The sequence below is a fragment of the Leifsonia shinshuensis genome, assembly GCF_022606355.1.
Classification (GTDB): Bacteria; Actinomycetota; Actinomycetes; order Actinomycetales; family Microbacteriaceae; genus Leifsonia; species Leifsonia shinshuensis_B.
Map to the genome: position 1 here is coordinate 91729 of NZ_JAHHZQ010000006.1, position 17798 is coordinate 109526.

12 protein-coding genes are annotated in these 17798 nt (G+C 71.4%); 8 read left to right on the forward strand and 4 right to left on the reverse strand.

Annotated elements, in window-relative coordinates; translation table 11 throughout:
* Nucleotides 1-63: 63 nt before the first annotated feature.
* Together KNO15_RS21770 and KNO15_RS21775 are read left to right on the forward strand one after the other, a co-directional pair.
* On the forward strand, nucleotides 64-2763 hold the full coding sequence (locus KNO15_RS21770) for a right-handed parallel beta-helix repeat-containing protein (protein WP_241706050.1): 2700 nt from the start codon (nucleotides 64-66) through the stop codon (nucleotides 2761-2763).
* A gap of 394 nt (nucleotides 2764-3157) precedes the next feature.
* Nucleotides 3158-5785, forward strand: a complete 2628-nt coding sequence (locus KNO15_RS21775; protein WP_241706051.1) for a right-handed parallel beta-helix repeat-containing protein — start codon at nucleotides 3158-3160, stop codon at nucleotides 5783-5785.
* Between the two features lie 10 nt (nucleotides 5786-5795).
* Here the strand turns inward: KNO15_RS21775 and KNO15_RS21780 are convergent, their stop codons facing one another.
* Nucleotides 5796-7250 carry a lipopolysaccharide biosynthesis protein gene (locus KNO15_RS21780; RefSeq protein ID WP_241706052.1) on the reverse strand — a complete coding sequence of 485 codons (1455 nt, stop codon included), beginning with the start codon at nucleotides 7248-7250 and terminating at the stop codon, nucleotides 5796-5798.
* Entirely contained in the window at nucleotides 7247-8398 is a 1152-nt protein-coding gene (locus KNO15_RS21785; RefSeq protein ID WP_241706053.1) for a glycosyltransferase family 4 protein, read from the reverse strand. The genes KNO15_RS21780 and KNO15_RS21785 overlap by 4 nt, the downstream gene beginning before the upstream one ends.
* A 139-nt stretch (nucleotides 8399-8537) precedes the next feature.
* Here KNO15_RS21785 and KNO15_RS21790 point away from each other — a divergent pair, with 139 nt between their 5' ends.
* Nucleotides 8538-9560: a glycosyltransferase gene (locus KNO15_RS21790; protein WP_241706054.1), complete on the forward strand. Its 1023-nt coding sequence runs from the start codon at nucleotides 8538-8540 to the stop codon at nucleotides 9558-9560.
* On the opposite strand, the gene KNO15_RS21795 is transcribed toward KNO15_RS21790, so the two are convergent.
* Nucleotides 9557-10564: a glycosyltransferase family 2 protein gene (locus KNO15_RS21795; protein ID WP_241706055.1), complete on the reverse strand. Its 1008-nt coding sequence runs from the start codon at nucleotides 10562-10564 to the stop codon at nucleotides 9557-9559. The genes KNO15_RS21790 and KNO15_RS21795 overlap by 4 nt on opposite strands.
* An 84-nt stretch (nucleotides 10565-10648) precedes the next feature.
* On the opposite strand from KNO15_RS21795, the gene KNO15_RS21800 reads away from it, so the two are divergent.
* From KNO15_RS21800 to KNO15_RS21820, 5 genes are all read left to right on the forward strand, one after another.
* Complete coding sequence (locus KNO15_RS21800; protein WP_241706056.1) at nucleotides 10649-11608, forward strand: glycosyltransferase family 2 protein; 960 nt, start codon at nucleotides 10649-10651, stop codon at nucleotides 11606-11608.
* Between the two features lie 181 nt (nucleotides 11609-11789).
* Nucleotides 11790-13034 carry a DUF1972 domain-containing protein gene (locus tag KNO15_RS21805; protein ID WP_241706057.1) on the forward strand — a complete coding sequence of 415 codons (1245 nt, stop codon included), beginning with the start codon at nucleotides 11790-11792 and terminating at the stop codon, nucleotides 13032-13034.
* On the forward strand, nucleotides 13031-13801 hold the full coding sequence (locus KNO15_RS21810) for a CDP-alcohol phosphatidyltransferase family protein (RefSeq protein ID WP_241706058.1): 771 nt from the start codon (nucleotides 13031-13033) through the stop codon (nucleotides 13799-13801). Before KNO15_RS21805 ends, KNO15_RS21810 begins: the two co-directional genes overlap by 4 nt.
* On the forward strand, nucleotides 13798-14517 hold the full coding sequence (locus tag KNO15_RS21815; RefSeq protein ID WP_241706059.1) for a hypothetical protein: 720 nt from the start codon (nucleotides 13798-13800) through the stop codon (nucleotides 14515-14517). The genes KNO15_RS21810 and KNO15_RS21815 overlap by 4 nt, the downstream gene beginning before the upstream one ends.
* 115 nt (nucleotides 14518-14632) lie before the next feature.
* Nucleotides 14633-16165: a polysaccharide biosynthesis tyrosine autokinase gene (locus KNO15_RS21820; RefSeq protein ID WP_241706060.1), complete on the forward strand. Its 1533-nt coding sequence runs from the start codon at nucleotides 14633-14635 to the stop codon at nucleotides 16163-16165.
* Between the two features lie 288 nt (nucleotides 16166-16453).
* On the opposite strand, the gene KNO15_RS21825 is transcribed toward KNO15_RS21820, so the two are convergent.
* The gene (locus KNO15_RS21825) at nucleotides 16454-17788 is read right to left on the reverse strand and encodes a hypothetical protein (protein WP_241706061.1); all 1335 of its coding nucleotides are present in this window, start codon (nucleotides 17786-17788) and stop codon (nucleotides 16454-16456) included.
* Nucleotides 17789-17798 lie beyond the last annotated feature (10 nt).

A 17798-nucleotide genomic window follows, 5' to 3' on the forward strand; every position in this document is an offset into this window, starting at 1 on the left:
GCGCAGAAGGCTTGGTCTCACCTTCATGCTTTCCTGATCGCGACGAGCATTGGAAGACGCTTCATGGCAGCTGCCAGACACCGCCTTACCGGCACCCCCTCCCTCAAGAAAACCACCCCCACCCCCCACCCCCACACCGCTGGCACCCACACCGCCGGCACCCGCCGAACCGGCACCCGCCGAACCGGCACCCGCAAGACCATGATCACCGCGGTGACGGGAGCCGCACTCGCGGCCCTCGCCGCGGCCGGCCTCCCCGCTCTCACCGCCAACGCGGCCACCACGTACACCGTGGCCTCGCAACTGGTCTCCGACGACTTCTCGCGCACCACCGCAGGCGGCTGGGGCATCGCCCCCGTCGGCGGCGCGTACAAGGTCAACAGCGCCGCATCGTTCTCGACGGCCGCCGGCGTGGGAAAGATGGCCCTGCCGAAGCCCGGCTCGTCGCTGACCGCGAACCTGTCCACGGTCTCCGCGGCCGACGTGACGTCGGCGGCGACGATCGACATCCCGACCATCCCCACCAGCGGCAACGGCGTCTTCGCCGGCGTGCAACTGCGATCGACGGGAGGCTCGTACTACCAGGCCAACATCCGCGTGGCCAAGGGCGGTACCGTGACGCTCACGATCGTGCGTGTCAACGGCTCCACCGCCAAGCAGACCACGGTCGGCAAGGAGATCCGCATCGCGACCGGTCTGAAGGCCGGCGCCGCGGTGCAGCTGCAGTTCCAGGCCACGGGCTCCAACCCGGTTCACCTCCAGGCCCGTGCCTGGGCCGTGGGCGCTGCACAGCCCGACTGGCAGCTGACCGCCGACGACTCGGCCTCGGCCCGGCTCGGCAACGCGGGCAGCGTCGCGGCCTGGTCGTATCTCTCCGGCGCGACTGCGGTACAGCCCATCGCGTTCGACACCCTCACCGCCTCGAGCCTGAAGGCGACCACCGGGACCCCGACCGGCACCCCCACTCCGACGTCGACCCCGACGGCGACGGCGACACCGACTCCGACTCCGACGTCCACCCCGACCCAGACACCGACGCCGCCGACCACCCCGACGGGGCCGTCGTCGTCCGGCGACCCGTCGATCGACACGACCGGCACCCGCTTCGCCACCGGAGCGGCTGCGATCGGGAGCACGTCGTACGCGGTGCCGTCCGGTGCGATCGTGGTCTCGCCGTCGGGTTCGGACAGCGCGGCGGGCACTCTGGCCGCTCCGTATGCGACGGTGCAGAAGGCGCTCACCGCGGCTCCGAGCGGCGCGACCATCGTGCTCCGTGCCGGCAGTTACCACGAGTCACTGACGGTCCCGTCGGGTAAGAAGCTCACGGTGCAGTCGTATCCGAAGGAGGCCGTCTACCTCGACGGCAGCACCCCGGTCTCCGGCTGGGCCAAGAGCGGCTCCGTGTGGAAGGCCACCGGCTGGAACCACGTGTTCGACTCCAGCCCCACCTTCACGCGCGGCGCCCCCGACGGCACGGCCGCCGGCTGGCAGTTCGTCAACCCGGCCTACCCGATGGCATCGCACCCCGATCAGCTCTGGGTCGGCGGCACCGCCATGCGGCAGGTGGCCAGCGCATCCCAGGTCACCGCTGGAACCTTCTTCTACGACACCGCGGCCAAGACCCTCGTGCTCGGCACCGACCCGTCCGGCGCCGAGGTGCGCGCGAGCGACCTCCAGAAGGCGATCACCGTCGGCTCCGCCGGCTTCACGCTGAAGGGCGTGGGCGTGCGCCGCTACGCACCCTCGGTTCCCGACATGGGGGCGGTGACCGACTACCAGGGCACCGGCACGTTCGAGAACGTCTCGTTCACCGACAACGCCACCACCGGCATCGCGCTGGGCGGTTCCGGCCATGTGCTGCGCGACATCACCGTCGCCCGCAACGGCCTCCTCGGAGTCCAGACGAACAACTCGGACAACCTGACGCTCGACGGAGTACTGGCTTCGGGCAACGACGCGGAGCACTTCAACACCTCGCCGGTCTCCGGCGGCGTGAAGATCACCCGCTCACGGAACATCACGGTCGAGAACAGCGCGTTCATCGACAACCTGTCCCACGGCCTGTGGTTCGACGAGTCGGTCTACAACATGACGATCGTCCACAACGACTCGCTGCGGAATGTCGGCAACGGCATCGTGGTCGAGATCTCCGCCAAGGCGAGCGTCGTCGACAACGTGTCGTCGAACAACGGCAAGGACGGGCTGAAGCTGAACAACATCGGCGGCGGCGTGCAGGTCTGGAACAACACGTTCACCGACAACACGGGACGCAACCTCGAGATCACGCAGGACGCGCGGCGCGGCAACAACGCGAGCGACGCGGGCCACGACCCGAGGCAGTCGTTCCCCGACCCGACGATGACGTGGATCACCGGTCCGGACACGATCCGCAACAACATCATCTCGGGAGGCTCCGGCAACTGCCTGCTGTGCGTCGAGGACTACTCGCACACGTACTCCGCCGCGCAGCTGGGGATCGACGCCGACTACAACCTGTACCGGCGCGCCTCGACCAGCGCCCCGGGCTGGTTCGCCATCTGGTCGACGGGTGCGGGCAACCCCGCCGTGTACAGCACGCTGTCGGCCTTCACCGCCGCCACCGGCACAGGCGCGAACAACACGCTCGTCGAGAACGCGCCGTCCCAGACGGCCGCGCAGCTCGCGGCGCCGTCCGCCTCGGCGGGCAGGGCGGCCGGGCTGACCCCGACGATCGCGGCGCTGGCGGGAAAGCCCGCCGGAACCGCCCACCTGGGCGCGTGGTGATCCGCACCGACTGATCCGCTCTCACGAGCACGCGACGCCGCCGGGCCTTCCACCCGGCGGCGTCGCCGCGTCTGCGGGAGGGCGCCGTGGCCCTCGGACGGGCGTGACTCGGACGGGCGTGACTCGGTTGGGAGGGAGAGGCGGAGGCCGGGGTACGGATACGTTGTCTCCGCATCCGACCACACCGAGGAGCGAGCGGAGGGATGACATGACTCGGCGGCACAGCCTCGGTTCGGGGTGAATCAGCGGGTAGCTTCCAACGGAAATCACGCCTCCGGCGCCGGTCCGGCGCCGAGGCAGGGTGTCTCGCGCTGCTATGTTGCCCGGACCCCGCGCCGAAGGGCCGGTCTCACCTTCGTGCTTCATCGATCGCGACGAGCATTGGAACTCCTCGATGGCACACGGCATCACACGCGTCTCTCGTACCGCTCCCCGTCACCGCTCCACCCGCACAGCCCTCCGAGCCCGCACGGCGATCGCCGTCTCCGTGGCGGGCGCGGCGATCTCCGCCCTCGCCGCCGGCGGGCTGCCCGCGTTCGCCGCACCGCCGCCGGCTGCGGCATACGCCGTCGGCTCCCAACTGGTTTCCGACGCGTTCTCGCGCACGACGGCGAGCGGCTGGGGGACAGCGCCGGTCGGCGGCACCTACACGGTCAGCAGGGCGTCGTCGTTCTCCACCGGCGGCGGCGTCGGCACGATGAAGCTGCCGGCCCCCGGCGCTGCGATGACCGCCGCGCTCCCGACCGTCAGGGCGGCCGATCTGACCGCGACGGCGGCGATCGTCATCCCGACCGTCCCCGCCGGCGGCAACGGCGTCTACGCCGGCATGCAGCTGCGATCGACAGGAGGCTCGTACTATCAGGCCAACATCCGGGTCGGTAAGGGCGGCATCCTCGCGCTGACCATCCTGCGCGTCAACGGTTCCACCGCGACGCAGACCGCCGTCGCTCCGGAACGGGGCATCGGGACCGGCCTCAAGGCCGGCTCCGCCGTGCAGTTGCAGTTCCAGGTCACGGGTTCGAATCCGGTGCATCTCCAGGCGCGCGCCTGGGCCGCCGGTGCGGCGCAACCCGACTGGCAGCTGATCGCCGACGACTCCGCGCCGACCCGGCTGAGCGGCGCGGGCGGGATCGCGGCCTGGTCGTACCTGTCCGCGTCGTCGGCCGCGCAGTCCGTGCAGTTCGACTCCCTCGCGGCCTCGGCTCTGGTCGCGCCGACGCCGACGTCGACCCCGACGGCCACGCCGACACCGACACCGACGCCGACGCCGACACCGACACCGACACCGACGGTCCCCCCGACACCGACTCCGACGGTCCCCCCGACACCGACGCCGCCTGCCGACCCGTCGATCGACACGACCGGCACCCGCTTCGCGACCGGAGCGGCTGCGATCGGGAGCACGTCGTACGCGGTGCCGTCCGGTGCGATCGTGGTCTCGCCGTCGGGTTCGGACAGCGCGGCGGGCACTCTGGCCGCTCCGTATGCGACGGTGCAGAAGGCGCTCACCGCGGCTCCGAGCGGCGCGACCATCGTGCTCCGTGCCGGCAGTTACCATGAGTCACTGACGGTCCCGTCGGGTAAGAAGCTCACGGTGCAGTCGTATCCGAAGGAGGCCGTCTACCTCGACGGCAGCTCAGCCGTGTCGAACTGGGTCCAGAGCGGCTCGACCTGGAAGGCCACCGGCTGGAACCACGTGTTCGACGCGAGCCCCACCTTCACGCGCGGCGCCCCGGACGGCACCACCAGCGGCTGGCAGTGGATCGACCCGGCCCATCCGATGGCGTCGCACCCCGATCAGCTCTGGGTCGGCGGCACCGCCATGCGGCAGGTCGCCAGCGCCGCGCAGGTGGCGGCCGGAACGTTCTTCTACGACACCGCCGCGCAGACCCTGGTGCTCGGGACGAACCCGACAGGCCAGGAGGTGCGCGCGAGCGATCTGCAGAAGGCGATCACCGTCGGTTCGGCCGGCTTCACGCTGAAGGGCGTCGGCGTGCGCCGCTACGCACCGTCGGTTCCCGATATGGGTGCGGTGACGGACTACCAGGGCGGATCGACGTTCGAGAACGTCTCGTTCACCGACAACGCCACGACCGGGGTCTCGCTCGGTGGCGCGGGAAACACCCTGCGCGGGGTGACCGTCGCCCGCAACGGCCTCCTCGGCGTGCAGGCGAACTACTCGGACGGCCTGACGCTCGACGGAGTACTGGCCTCGGGCAACGACGCGGAGCACTTCAACACCTCGCCGGTCTCCGGCGGCGCGAAGATCACCCGCTCACGCGGGGTCACCGTGAGGAACAGCGCCTTCGTGGACAACCTGTCGCACGGCCTGTGGTTCGACGAGTCGGTCTACGACATGACGATCGTCCACAACGACTCGCTGGGCAACGCCGGCAACGGCATCGTGCTCGAGATCTCGTCGACCGCGATCATCGCGGACAACGTGGTGGCGCGCAACGCGATGGACGGGCTCAAGCTCGACGACGTCAGCAACGCGCAGGTGTGGAACAACACCTTCGCCGATAACGTGAAGCGCAACCTGGACATCACGCAGGACGCGCGCCGGGGCGCCAACGCCTCCGACGCGGGCCACGACCCGAGGCAGTCGTTCCCCGACCCGACGATGACGTGGATCACCGGTCCGGACACGATCCGCAACAACATCATCTCGGGAGGCTCGGGCAACTGCCTGCTGTGCGTCGAGGACTACTCGCACACGTACTCCGCCGCACAGCTGGGGATCGACGCCGACTACAACCTGTACCGGCGCGCCTCGACCAGCACCCCAGGCTGGTTCGCCGTCTGGTCGCGCGGCGCAGGCGACCCGGCGGTCTACACCACCCTCGCGTCGTTCACCTCGGCTGCCGGGCGGGACGCGCACAGCACTCTCGCCGACAACGCCTCCGCGCAGTCCACGGCCCAGCTGAACGTTTCGGCGCCCGGTGCGGCGGCCGCTCTGCCTACCGCGATCGCCTCGGTCGTCGGGCGCTCGACGGGCACCGTGCATCTGGGAGCCTGGTGAGCGGACGCGCTCAGCCGACCTCGGCGCCGTCGGGCTTCTCCGCCCGGCGGCGCCCGAGGTCGCGGGTCACGTACCAGAGGTTCGGGATCACCTGGCAGAGCAGCACGCTGATGGCCGAGCCGACGATCGGGCCGCCCGCGCCGATGACGCCGACCAGCCACCACGACAGTCCCAGGTTGAGCGGGACGCTGACGAGGATGGGCCAGACCTGGAAGGTCAGGCCGCGCTTGTCGGTCATGTACATGCCGGCCGGGTACTTGGCGGCCTGAAGGGCGACGAAGACGACGAAACCGCCGACCAGCCACGGGTCGAGCGTGAACCGTCCGCCCGCGATGAAGTGCGTCAGCAGCGGCGAGAGCGCGGCGAGCACCAGCCCGATGCCCAGGCCGCCCGCGAGGAACCAGAGCGTCGGCTTCATCGGCGACTCGATCCGCGCCTCCGACCGCGCCTTGGCGTAGATCGGCCAGAGCGCGACGCCCGCCGCCGCGATCGTCTGCAGCACCAGCCCGAACAGCTGGGAGGCCAGGTTGTACTGCGCGAGCTCGTCGCCGTGCGTGAGGTGGCTGAGCAGCAGCCGGTCGGTCTGCATCGCGATCGGCAGCGCGACCATCTGCACCAGCATGGGCCAGGCGACCCCGATGGCGGGGACACCGGGATAGCGCCGGGGGAACGGCACCTCCCTGATCGCCCTGCCCACCTGCGGCTTGATGATCCGGGCGGCCATGATCAGGCAGATCAGCGAGGCCAGGGCGTTGGCGATGTAGGAGAGCACGGCCAGGAAGCTCCCGGCGGGCGCCGAGACCGCGACGAGCGTCGTCAGGCCGAGGAACATGGCGGGCGCGACCACCGCTTGGCTGGCCACCTGGGTGCTGGTGCGGCCGAGGCCGACCAGGATGCGCGAGCCGACGGTGAGCGGCAGGACGATCGCGAACGTGAACAGGCACAGGAAGGCGGCGAGGCTCCCTCCGTCGGGCATCAGGCCGCCGCCGAGGATCGCCGGCCACCAGCCGAGCAGGCTGATCACGACACCGACGGCGATGATGACCGCGGCCGACAGCAGCAGGATCCGGAACGCCGTAACGATGGTGCGCCGCACCGTGCGGTCGGAAGCGGGGGAGGAGGAACCGGCGACGGCGTTGATCACGACGGCGGCGATGCCCAGGTCGGCGAACGGCAGCAGCGCGGGGAGGGCGGCGAGCAGCCCGTACTGGGCGTAGGCCTGCGTGCCGAAGTGCTCGATGATGACGCGGCTGTTGACGATGCCGATGACGCCGGACAGGCCCATCACGATGACCTTCATGACCGCCGTGGACCCGACGGCGCGCACCATGCCGCCGCGGCCGCCGCCACCGCTGCGGCCTGCTGCGCGCCCTGCTGCCCTCGCGCCGGCGCGGGTGGCGCCGGGCCCGTTCGGGTCGGGCCCGGCGCGCCGCCCCCGCGCCGGTCGCACGCGGACGTGCGTCATGCGCGGGCCCCGGCTTCGCCGAAGAGCGCGCGGCCGGCCGCGATCCGGCCGTCCACGCCGGGGAGGTCGGCGAGGATGTCGTCGGAGGTGCGCGGGTTCACGAGGGCGTCCACGACGCCGTCGGCGAGCCCGGCCGAGAGGACCTCGGCGGGCAGCACCACGTGACCGGCGTCGATCAGCCATTCGGCGATCCCGGTCTCGGACGTCGTGACGATCTCGCAGCCGTGCGCGAGGCCCTCGACGATGGGGAGGCCGACCTGCTCGCGCCAGGTCCCCACCCGGCGGGAGGGCAGCACGAGCACGTGCGCGCGGCGCAGCTCGTCGTGCACCACCGATCGGGCGGGATCGACGATCAGCCGGATGCTCGGGTCGGCGGCGGCCGCCGCCTGGGCCTGCGGGAGCAGTTCGCCGGAACCGACGATGGTGAGCCGGGCGCCGGGGTGGCGCGACAGGATGGCCGGCCACGCCTCGAGCACGTCGGCGAAGCCCTTGCGCGGCGAGAGCGAGCCGAGGAAGAGCACGCCGTCCGGGTCGCGCCGGACGGGACCGGCGGGTGCGTCGGCGTCATCGGCCGGGCCGGACCCGGCGGGGGCGTCCAGGCAGGCGCAGGGGCTGGGCAGCGCCTCCACGGTGAGCTGGCGGCGCGGCGTGTGCCGGAAGGTCGAGCCGTAGAGGGCGCCGGCCTCCGACGTGCCGTAGACGACGGTGTCGAGCCGGTGCCAGATGTAGCCGGCGAGCACGCGTTCGAGCGAGCGCCGGACGCGGCTGCGTACCCGCGGCGGCCGGGTCGCGAAGGGGTCGAGGTCTTCGATGGCGTAGGTGGCGATCTCGGCGCGCGGCGCTCCGCCGAGGCGTTTCATGCCGAGCACCGCGAGCACCGCGGCGGTGCGCGGGAGCGAGTCGAGGTACAACGGCTCGTCGACCTCCACCCGGGTGATGCGGCTGCGCATGGCCAGGCGGGCGGCGGCCAGCGTGCCGGCCTGGGCCAGCTCGACGCCGTCGGTCAGGGTGGGGTCGAAGTCGTAGCGCTTGACGCGGTAGACGATGGCGGCGGGGGCGAGGTCGCGGGCGCGCTCGAGGTGAGCGCTGCGCACCTGCTCGTACAGTCGCACGTGCTGGTGGTGCAGGGTGGGTGCTTCGCCGGCCACTGTCCTCGCTCCACATCTCGTCGTCGCCGCGCGGGTCGGGCGCGGCCTCTGGTCTGCGATTCTAGGGAGTTGTGACACGAATAACGAGGGATTCTCAAAAATCACCCGACAACGGGGGTAGCGCTAGGGTGGTCGCACGATGAGCGGACGCGAACGCATCGTGGTGCAGCAATCGTTCCCTGCACCGCGGCCGACGACCAACCCGTACATCGTCATGCTCCTCGACAGCCTGCGCTCGACGCCGGGGCTCGAGGTGCGCACGTTCGGCTGGCGGTCGGCGCTGCTCGGCAGGTACGACGTCTTCCACGCGCACTGGCCGGAGATCCTCGTCTCCGGGCACAGCCCGCTCAAGTCGCTGGTGCGGCAGGGCCTCACCGCTCTGCTGCTGCTGCGGCTGGCGATCACCCGCACGCCGATCGTCCGGACGATGCACAACCTCCAGCTCCCGCAGGGCATCTCGCGGCGGGAGCGTGCCCTGCTGCGCTGGTTCGACCGCCGGACCGCGCTGCGCATCGGGCTCAACCCGACGACGCCCTTCCCGCCGGGCTCGGCGCACGCGACGATCCTGCACGGCGACTACCGGAAATGGTTCGCGCCCTACCCGCACCCCGAGCGCGAGCCCGGCCGGGTCGGCTACTTCGGGCTCATCCGCCGGTACAAGGGCGTGGAGGAGCTGTTGGAGGTCTTCGCCGACCTCCCGGGCGACGGTCTGAGGCTGACCGTGGCCGGCCGGCCGTCCAGCGACGAGCTGGCGGAGTCGGTGCGCGATCTCGCGGCGCGCGACTCCCGCATCACCGCGCGGCTGGTCTTCCTGGAGGATGCGGACATCGCCGACCTCGTCGGGCGCTCGCAGCTCATCGTTCTGCCGTACCGCGACATGCACAACTCGGGCGGCGTGCTCGCCGCGCTCTCGCTCGACCGGCCGGTGCTGGTGCCGGACAATGCCACGACGGAGGCGCTGGCCCGGGAGGTCGGCGAGCAGTGGGTGCTGCGGTACGACGCGTTGACGCCGCAGGTGCTGGGCGCGGCGATCACGCGGGCCGCGACGATCCCCGCGGACGCGCGCCCCGACCTCAGCGCCCGCAGCTGGTCCGCAACCGGCACCCTCCACCGCGATGCCTACGCCCAAGCCGTGGCCCGAAGGGCACGCAAGCGCCCCTAAAGCGCACTTTTGGGGGCGCTTGCGAGCCCCTCGGCGGTCGCGGGTCGGGCGTACTCCTGCACGACCCCGCCGACGGCGGCGACGATCATGCCGACGCCGCGGTAGGCGGCGCGGGAGCCGCGCGCCTGGTGCACCTCCGACCGCGTGACGACACCGAGCGTGCAGCGCGCGACGCCACCGGCGACCCGCACCGCGCCTCCGACAGCGGCTTCCGCCCGCGCGGCCGCGGCCTGCAGCGGACCGCCCGCGAGCCGGATGCGGACCACAGCGGCGGAGTTGCCGTGGCTCAGCGCCCGCCGCAGCACCCATCGGCGGGTGATCCGGGAGGCCGGCACCAGATCGGTGACGACCGACTCGGCGCACCAGACCAGCCGGTAGCCGCGCGCCGCGAGCTGGCTGGTGAACAGGGTGTCCTCGCCGCCGCTCAGGCCGAGGTCGAGCGCGAATCGGAGCCCGCTCTCGCGCACCTGCTCGACGTCGAGCAGCACGTTGTTCGACGCCGACACCCCGAGCGCGGTCCCGGTTGGCCAGGTGCGGCGCACGAAGAACCGCCCGGCCAGGATCCACGAGGACGGCGGCACCTCGTACTCGGGGTCGACCCAGCCCTGGACGAGAGCGGCGCCGGTGTCGCGCTGCACCCGCACGAGCTCGCGCAGCCAGCCCGGGCGGGGTCTCTCGTCGTCGTCGATGAACGCGAGGAGCCGGGCGTCGGCCGCCTCGTCGAGTGCGCGGTTGCGAGCTGCCGCGATTCCGGGCTGCGTCTCGTGCGTGTAGCGGATCGTGACGGGCTCCGACGCGGCGGCGGCCACGGCTGCCGCGGCCTCCACCTCGTCGCGGGCGCTGCCGTCGGGGTCGTTGTCCACCACCACGATCGCGGTCCGCGTGGCACCTGCGGCGTCGAGCTCCCGCGCCTGCTCTACGAGCAGGGGGAGGAGCGCAGCCAGCTTCTGCGGACGGCGGAAGGTCGGCACGGCGATGATGACGGGGGCGCGGTGCTCGGCCATGCAGGGTCCTCACGGGCTTCGGTGGGTCTCCATGCTCACACAGGTATAGGCTTCACGCCAGCGTGGCGAGCGGGAGGGGATTCGATGGCGGGGGCCGGTGGCGGGGAGGGGCTCGAGCCGTTCGCGGGTCTCGCTGTCGTCGTCGTCGGCTACGGATCGTCCCGCCTCCTGAGCGCCAACCTCGCGCCCCTGACCCGTACGCTCCCCGGTGCGATCGCCGTGGTCGTCGACAACCGCACGACCGACGACGAGCGCGGGCGGATGCGGGCGCTGGCCGCCGACGAGGGCTGGCTGCTGGTCGAGCCGGACGGCAATCTCGGCTTCGGTCCCGGCATGAACGCGGGCGTGGCGGTGGCGCGGGAGGCCGGGGCCGACGCGCTCCTGCTCCTGAACCCGGACGCGACCATCGAGCCGGACGCGGTGGCGACCCTGCTCGGCGTGGTCCGCGCCGATCCGGACGCGCTGGTCGCCCCGCGCATCCTGCGCCCGGACGGCAGCGTCTGGTTCGACGGCTCCGACCTGCACCTCGGCGACGGCCGGATCTCGGCCACCCGCAAGCGCGAGCAGCTCGGGGTGCGCGACGCCGAGCTCTGGCTGAGCGGCGCCTGCCTCGTGCTGTCGGCCGCGCTGTGGGAGCGCGTCGGCGGCTTCGGCGACGGCTACTTCCTCTACTGGGAGGACGTGGAGCTGTCGTACCGGGCACGCCGGGCGGGCGCGCGGGTGCTCGTCGTGCCGGAGGCCTCGGCCGTGCACGCGGAGGGCGGCACCCAGGGCGAGGGCCACGAGCGCAGCGGCGAGGCGAAGTCGGAGACCTACTACTACTTCAACATCCGCAACCGGCTGGTGTTCGCCGCGCGCAACCTCGACGCCTCGAGCGTGCGACGGTGGCGGCGCGCGAGTCTCCCGATCGCGTACGAGGTGCTGTTGCAGGGCGGCAGGCGGCAGTTCCTGCGTCCCGTCGTGCCGCTGCGCGCCGCGTTCCGCGGGGTGCGCGACGGTCTGCGCGCGTCGCGTGCGCCGGCCCCAGACCGCGTCGGCAGGTGAACGCCCCCCTAACGGGGGAGCAACAATTGAGGATTTCTCGTCATAGACTGGGCGCGCAACAGAGACCCGACCCTGATGCACCCGACAGCCGCCGACGGAGAACTCGCCTTCGTTCGCCGCCGCTGTCCTCCTCGTCACGTCGGGCCACCCGAGAACGACCGACGAGAACGAGAGAAGTCCGATGCACAGTGGGGGAACTGAGCTCAGCATCGCGCTGGTGGGGACGCGCGGCGTCCCGGCACGCTACGGCGGTTTCGAGACCTGCGTCGACGAGGTCGGCACGCGTCTCGCCGAACGCGGCCACCGCGTCCGGGTCTACTGCCGGTCGCAGGAATCGGACCGTCCGGCCGAGTACCACGGGATGGAGCTCGTCCACCGCGGGGCGGTGCGCCGGCGCTCCCTCGAGACGCTCAGCCACAGCGGCCTCTCCGTCGCCCACCTGATGACGCACCGCACCGACGTCGCCATCGTCTTCAACGCGGCCAACTCGCCCTACCTCCCGCTGATCCGCGCCGCCCGCATCCCGGTCGCCACGCATGTCGACGGCCTCGAGTGGCGCCGCGACAAATGGAAGGGCGCCGGCCGGCGGTACTACCGGATGGCCGAATCGGCCGCCGTGCGCTGGTCCGACGCCCTCATCGCCGACGCGCAGGGCATCGCCGACTACTACCGCGACGAGTTCCGCGCAGACACCAGGCTCATCGCCTACGGGGCCCCGCGCATCGCCGGAGGCGACGACCTCCTCGCCACCGTGGACCTGGCTCCGCGCGGCTACCACCTCGTGGTCGCCCGCTTCGAGCCCGAGAACCACGTGCACACCATCGTGGACGGTTACCGGCGCAGTGGTGCGACGCTCCCACTCGTGGTGGTCGGGTCGGCGCCGTACGCCGACGAGTACACCAAGCGCGTGCACGCGCTCGCCGACGGGCGCGTGCGGTTCCTCGGCGGCGTCTGGGACCAGCAGCTCCTCGATCAGCTCTACGCCAACGCCCGCACCTACCTGCACGGTCACTCGGTGGGCGGCACCAACCCTTCGCTGCTGCGGGCGATCGGCGCGGGCACCCCCACGATCGCGTACGACGTCGTCTTCAACCGCGAGGTGCTCGGCCCGGCCGGCGCCTACTTCGACGCCGAGGACGACCTCGCGCGGCGGCTGGAGGACGCGGAAGCCGTCGTCGACGACAGCCCATTGCGCGACCGCACCCGCGCACGCGCCCTCGACTACGACTGGGACGACGTCGCCGACCGATACGAGTCGCTGTGCCACGACCTGGCCGACCACGTCCAGGTGCGCAGCCACCGCCCGTTCGCCTCGCAGCGCGTCGGCGGCCAGCGATCCCGGACCCGCACGGCGCAGGCGGCGGCGAGCCGGGCGGAGCAGGAGCACACCCCGAGTCAGCACACCGCAGAGACGGCCCGGCCATGAGCGGCTCGGCGATCGAGAGTCCCGCGCCGGCGCCCCGGGAGTCGTACGGCTCCGTGCTCCGGAGGCTGTCGGCGGCGCAGAAGCCGGCCGCCCGCAGTGCGCCGGCCTACTCCCGCTTCGTCAACCGGCGCCTCGGCCGGTACATCACGGCCTGGGCGTACCTGGCCCACCTCACACCGAACGCGGTCACCGCGATCAGTGCGGTGTGGACCTTCGCCGCGATCGTCCTCCTGATCGTGCTTCCGGCGTCGTGGGGGCTCGGTATCGCGGTCGCCGTCCTCCTGCTGGTCGGCTACGCCTTCGACAGCGCAGACGGTCAGCTCTCCCGGCTCACCGGTCGCAGCAGCCCGGCGGGCGAGTGGCTCGACCACATGGTCGATGCCACCAAGGTCGTCAGCATGCCGCTGGCGCTGCTCGTCGGCTTCTACCTCCACCGCACGGTCGCGGTCGGCTGGCTCGTCGTCCCGCTGGTCTCGGCGGTGGTGGCGTCCGTGCTGTTCTTCGGGATGATCCTGACCGAGCAGCTGCGTCGCCGCACGGGGGCCGTGCCGTTGGCCGAGGACCTCCCCGGCCGTCCGTCGTGGCTGCGCGCCGTGCTGGTGCTGCCGATGGACTACGGGGTGCTCTGCGTCTCGTTCGTGCTGCTGGGCTGGCTGCCCGGCTTCCTCGTGGTGTACACGCTCATCGTGATCGCCACCGCACTCTTCCTCCTGGCCGCCGCGGCCAGGTGGTTCCACGAACTCCGCGGTGAAGGGAGTCCATCATGACTCAGGGAAACGAGCCGGGCGACGAGCCCGGCCAGGCCCCGGAGGCCCGCCCGACCGCCCCGTCGAAGCGGCGGCGCACCCTGCTGATCATCGGCGGCGCCGTTGCCGCGGCGGTCATCGTCGCCGGCATCGCGGTCGCGGCGATCCACGGGGCGACACCGCAGCCGGGCAAGGGCGTCGCGAACGCGCTCGACCCGGTCGCGACCCAACTGCCCCGGCCCTCGGACACACCGGTCGGGACGCCTTCGGCCGGAGCGACCGAGGTGCCCCCGACCGCCGCCCCCGCGAAGCCGGGCACCGGCACGCTCGACGCGCGGTACGGCGGCGTCGTCGCGAGCACGGCCGCGGTCTCCCAGAACGTGAAGACGCCCGGCGGTCTCACCGCCAAGGTGACCTCGGTGCAGGCCTACACCGCCACCGCGACCCGGCCGGGGGAGGTCAGCGGGCCGGCCGTCAAGGTCACGCTGACGCTCGTCAACGACACCGGATCGGTCTTCCCGGTCTCCACGGCGACGGTCAACGCCTACTACGGGTCGGCCTCCACCCCCGCCTCGTCGGTGGACGGCGACAGCGCCTCCAAGCCGTTCACCGGCACGCTGAAGGCCGGAGCGACGGCGACCGCCGTCTACGTCTTCACCGTGCCCGCCGCCGATTCCGGTGACGTGACCCTCACGCTCAGCGACCAGGCGGGCGCGCAACTCGTGGTCTTCAAATGATGGCAGCGCGGACGAAGGCACTGGCAGAGGTGGAGTCGATCATGCCTAGGATGGCCTCGACAGCGCGCGCCGAGCGCGGGACACCGTCACACGGGATCGGACGGGAGGGGCTCCGATGAACTCCAAGAAGTACGGACAGGCGTTCCGGAGGTTCTGGTACGTCGTGGTGATCGCCACGATCGTCGGCGCCATCGCGGGTTACGGACTCTCCCAGCTGGCGACCCCGGTCTACACGGCGACCTCCTCCCTGTACTTCTCGCTGAGCTTCGCCGGCACCGCGACCGATCTGAGCCAGGGGGCGACCTACACGCAGAACCAGATGCTCTCGTTCGCGCAGCTCGCCGAGTCGCCCGCCGTGCTGCAGCCGGTGATCGACGACCTGAACCTCGCGGAGACGCCCGCCCAGCTCGCGAGCGCGATCACGGTGAGCACGCCGCAGAACACGGTCATCCTCCAGATCGCGGTCGCCGACACCAGCCCGAAGCAGGCCGCCGCCATCGCGAACGCCGTCGCCGCGAACCTCAGCAGCACGGTCGAGCAGATCGCGCCCAAGTCGGCCACCGACAGGGCGACGGTCACGGTGCGCGTCATCGCCCACGCGGCCGTCCCGGATGCGGCGTCGTCCCCCAACATCCGCCTCAACGTGCTCTCCGGCCTCCTGCTCGGCCTCATCGTCGGAGCGCTCATCGTCGTGCTGCGCGAGACCTTCGACACGCGTGTGCACAACGCCGAGACGGCTGTGGAGGTCGCCAAGGCGCCGCTCGTCGGCTCGATCCCGCGCGAACGCGGCAGCCATCCCGGGCTGGTGCTCGTGGAGTCTCCGCTCTCGGTGGGCTCAGAGGCCTACCGACAACTGCGTTCGAACCTCGAGTTCGTCACGCTCGGCTCCCCGAACCGGGCGATCGTCGTGACGTCGTCGGTCCCAGGAGAGGGCAAGTCGATCATCTCTGCCAACGTCGCGATGGCGCTGGCCGAGACCGGGCAGCGCGTCCTGCTGATCGACGCCGACCTCCGTCGCCCGATGATCGCCACCTACAGCGGGCTCGCGGGCGCCGCGGGCCTGACCTCGGTGCTGGCCGGGCGGGCGGAGTTCGAGGAGGTCGTGCAGCGCTGGGGCGAGGGCGAGCTCTACGTGCTCGCCTCCGGGCCGATCCCGCCGAACCCGAGCGAGCTGCTTTCGTCGCGCAGGATGGCGGACCTGCTGGCGCGGCTGCGCACGGAGTACGACACCGTGGTCATCGACACGGCGCCGCTCGGCTCGGTCGCCGATGCGTCGATCCTCGCGCGCCAGGTGGATGGGGCGCTGGTCGTCGTCGACCGCACCCAGGTGCGTCGGCAGCAGCTCGCGCAGACCATCGACTCGCTCGAGAAGTCGGGTGCGGCGGTCCTGGGCATCGTGCTCAACCGCATCCACACCCGCGGGCAGCGCGGTGCCTACTACACGCCGGAGCAGCCGCAGCGGCGGCTCGGGCTCCCGACCCGCAAGACCGGGGAGCACGAGGCGGCGAACGCCAAGCCGGGCGCGGAGCGCGCGAAGGGATCGCGCGCCAAGCCCGCACAGGCGGACTCCGGCCCGCTCGCCGAGCCGGAGGCGGCCGAGCCGGACATCGTCGAGCCGGCCCCCGACACCGCCCGCACGTCCTCGTAGCGGCGCCGGCACTCGGCGCCGACATTCGTGACGAATCGCCACATTCGTGGCACGAATCGTGACATTCGTGACGAATCGCCACATTCGTGGCACGAATCATGACATTCGTGACGAATCGCAACATTCGTGGAACGAATCATGACATTCGTGACGAATCGCGACTTTCGTGGCACGAATCACGACATTCGTGACGAATCGCAACTTTCGTGGCACGAATCATGGCATTCGTGACGAATCAGCGACGGGCTGACGGGCGCGGCCGACGTGCGCGGCGACGTGCCCTCGGTCCTACCGGAGCGGCGTGAGCGACTTCTCGCGTTCGGGCGCGCGCTGCGGGATCCCCATGACGCCGATCTTCATCGCCTCCGGCATCAGCTGGGTGGTCGCGGCGAGGCCGGCGACGAACCAGACGAAGATCGAGTACTGCGTGATGAGCGCCACCGTGGCGAAAGCTGGGATCTGCGCCACCAGGGCGACCGTCGCCGCGGTCGCCTTGCCGCGCAGCACCAGCAGAAGACCGAACACCAGGGCGACCACCACCGCGGCGAGCACGATCACGCCGTTGGTCAGGCCGGTGAGGATGAGCTGGCTGTCGATCGATTTGAAGTTGCCGAAGTACAGCACGCCGGCCGAGTTCTTCTCCGCCGAGCTCGCCACCCCGATCGGGTTCATCGTGCCGAAGAGCTGCGTGAGGTCGCCGCGGTAGTTTGCGCTGTCCGTGGCCTCCGCGCCGGCGTCGTCGAACACCGTGATGACGAACGGGAACAGCGTAGCGGCCGCGATGATCACGATCGTGACGAGCGCGATCCGCGCGCGGCGGGTGATGGCGTCGCGCATGAACAGGATGGAGAGCAGGACGCCGAGCAACGCGCACACCATGCCGATGCGGCTGAAGGTGAACACCGTCGCCACCAGCATCGTCAGCGCCATCGCGACGCGCATCCAGAACCGGAACGGCGACGCCAGCGTCATCGGGATCGCCAGGGCGAGGCTCGCGCCCAGGGCGATCGAGTGCCCGAACGCGCCCTCGGCCCGGGGGACGCCTCCCCGCGACTGGATCGACCCCCAGGCCTGGAAGAGCGAGTTGTTCGCCTTGATCAGCACGAACGGGTTGAAGTGCGCGAGGCCCTCGACGATCGCGAGCAGCGCGACGATTGTGAAGCAGACCGCGATCGCGCCGTGGATCCAGAGCGGGTCGACGCGCAGCGGCGCGATCCGGCCGACGACGTAGCCGGCGAGGAAGTACGTGACGACGAGGATCACGGCGCCGAGCGCGACGCCGGCGTTGCCGGTGAACAGGGAGCAGATCGCGCACACCACGACGAGCGTCATCAGGCCGTCCACCCAGCTCAGCCGGAACCGGGGCGTCGGGAGCAGGGCCGCGACCACCAGGAAGGCCGCGGCTGTCGCGGGCGGGATGTAGTAGTTGCCGTTGAACCCGATGCCGAACCCCAGCCAGATGGGCACGAAGCAGATCGAGACGATCCAGGAGGCCACGGCGAGTTTGGGATAGCGGCGCAGCACCACGAAGCCCAGGATCGCGACGGCGACGGCGACGGCGATCAGCAGCGTCTTGTCGACGGTCGGAGCGTTGAGCGGGCCGGCAGCGAGTTCGACCACCACGCACCCCCTC

Bases quoted from the DNA above. Each gene is read 5' to 3' on its own strand.
- KNO15_RS21770 (WP_241706050.1), top strand. From the start codon at position 64: ATGGCAGCTGCCAGACACCGCCTTACCGGCACCCCCTCCCTCAAGAAA.
- KNO15_RS21775 (WP_241706051.1), top strand. From the start codon at position 3,158: ATGGCACACGGCATCACACGCGTCTCTCGTACCGCTCCCCGTCACCGC.
- KNO15_RS21780 (WP_241706052.1), bottom strand. From the start codon at position 7,250: ATGACGCACGTCCGCGTGCGACCGGCGCGGGGGCGGCGCGCCGGGCCC.
- KNO15_RS21790 (WP_241706054.1), top strand. From the start codon at position 8,538: ATGAGCGGACGCGAACGCATCGTGGTGCAGCAATCGTTCCCTGCACCG.
- KNO15_RS21795 (WP_241706055.1), bottom strand. From the start codon at position 10,564: ATGGCCGAGCACCGCGCCCCCGTCATCATCGCCGTGCCGACCTTCCGC.
- KNO15_RS21800 (WP_241706056.1), top strand. From the start codon at position 10,649: ATGGCGGGGGCCGGTGGCGGGGAGGGGCTCGAGCCGTTCGCGGGTCTC.
- KNO15_RS21805 (WP_241706057.1), top strand. From the start codon at position 11,790: ATGCACAGTGGGGGAACTGAGCTCAGCATCGCGCTGGTGGGGACGCGC.
- KNO15_RS21810 (WP_241706058.1), top strand. From the start codon at position 13,031: ATGAGCGGCTCGGCGATCGAGAGTCCCGCGCCGGCGCCCCGGGAGTCG.
- KNO15_RS21815 (WP_241706059.1), top strand. From the start codon at position 13,798: ATGACTCAGGGAAACGAGCCGGGCGACGAGCCCGGCCAGGCCCCGGAG.
- KNO15_RS21820 (WP_241706060.1), top strand. From the start codon at position 14,633: ATGAACTCCAAGAAGTACGGACAGGCGTTCCGGAGGTTCTGGTACGTC.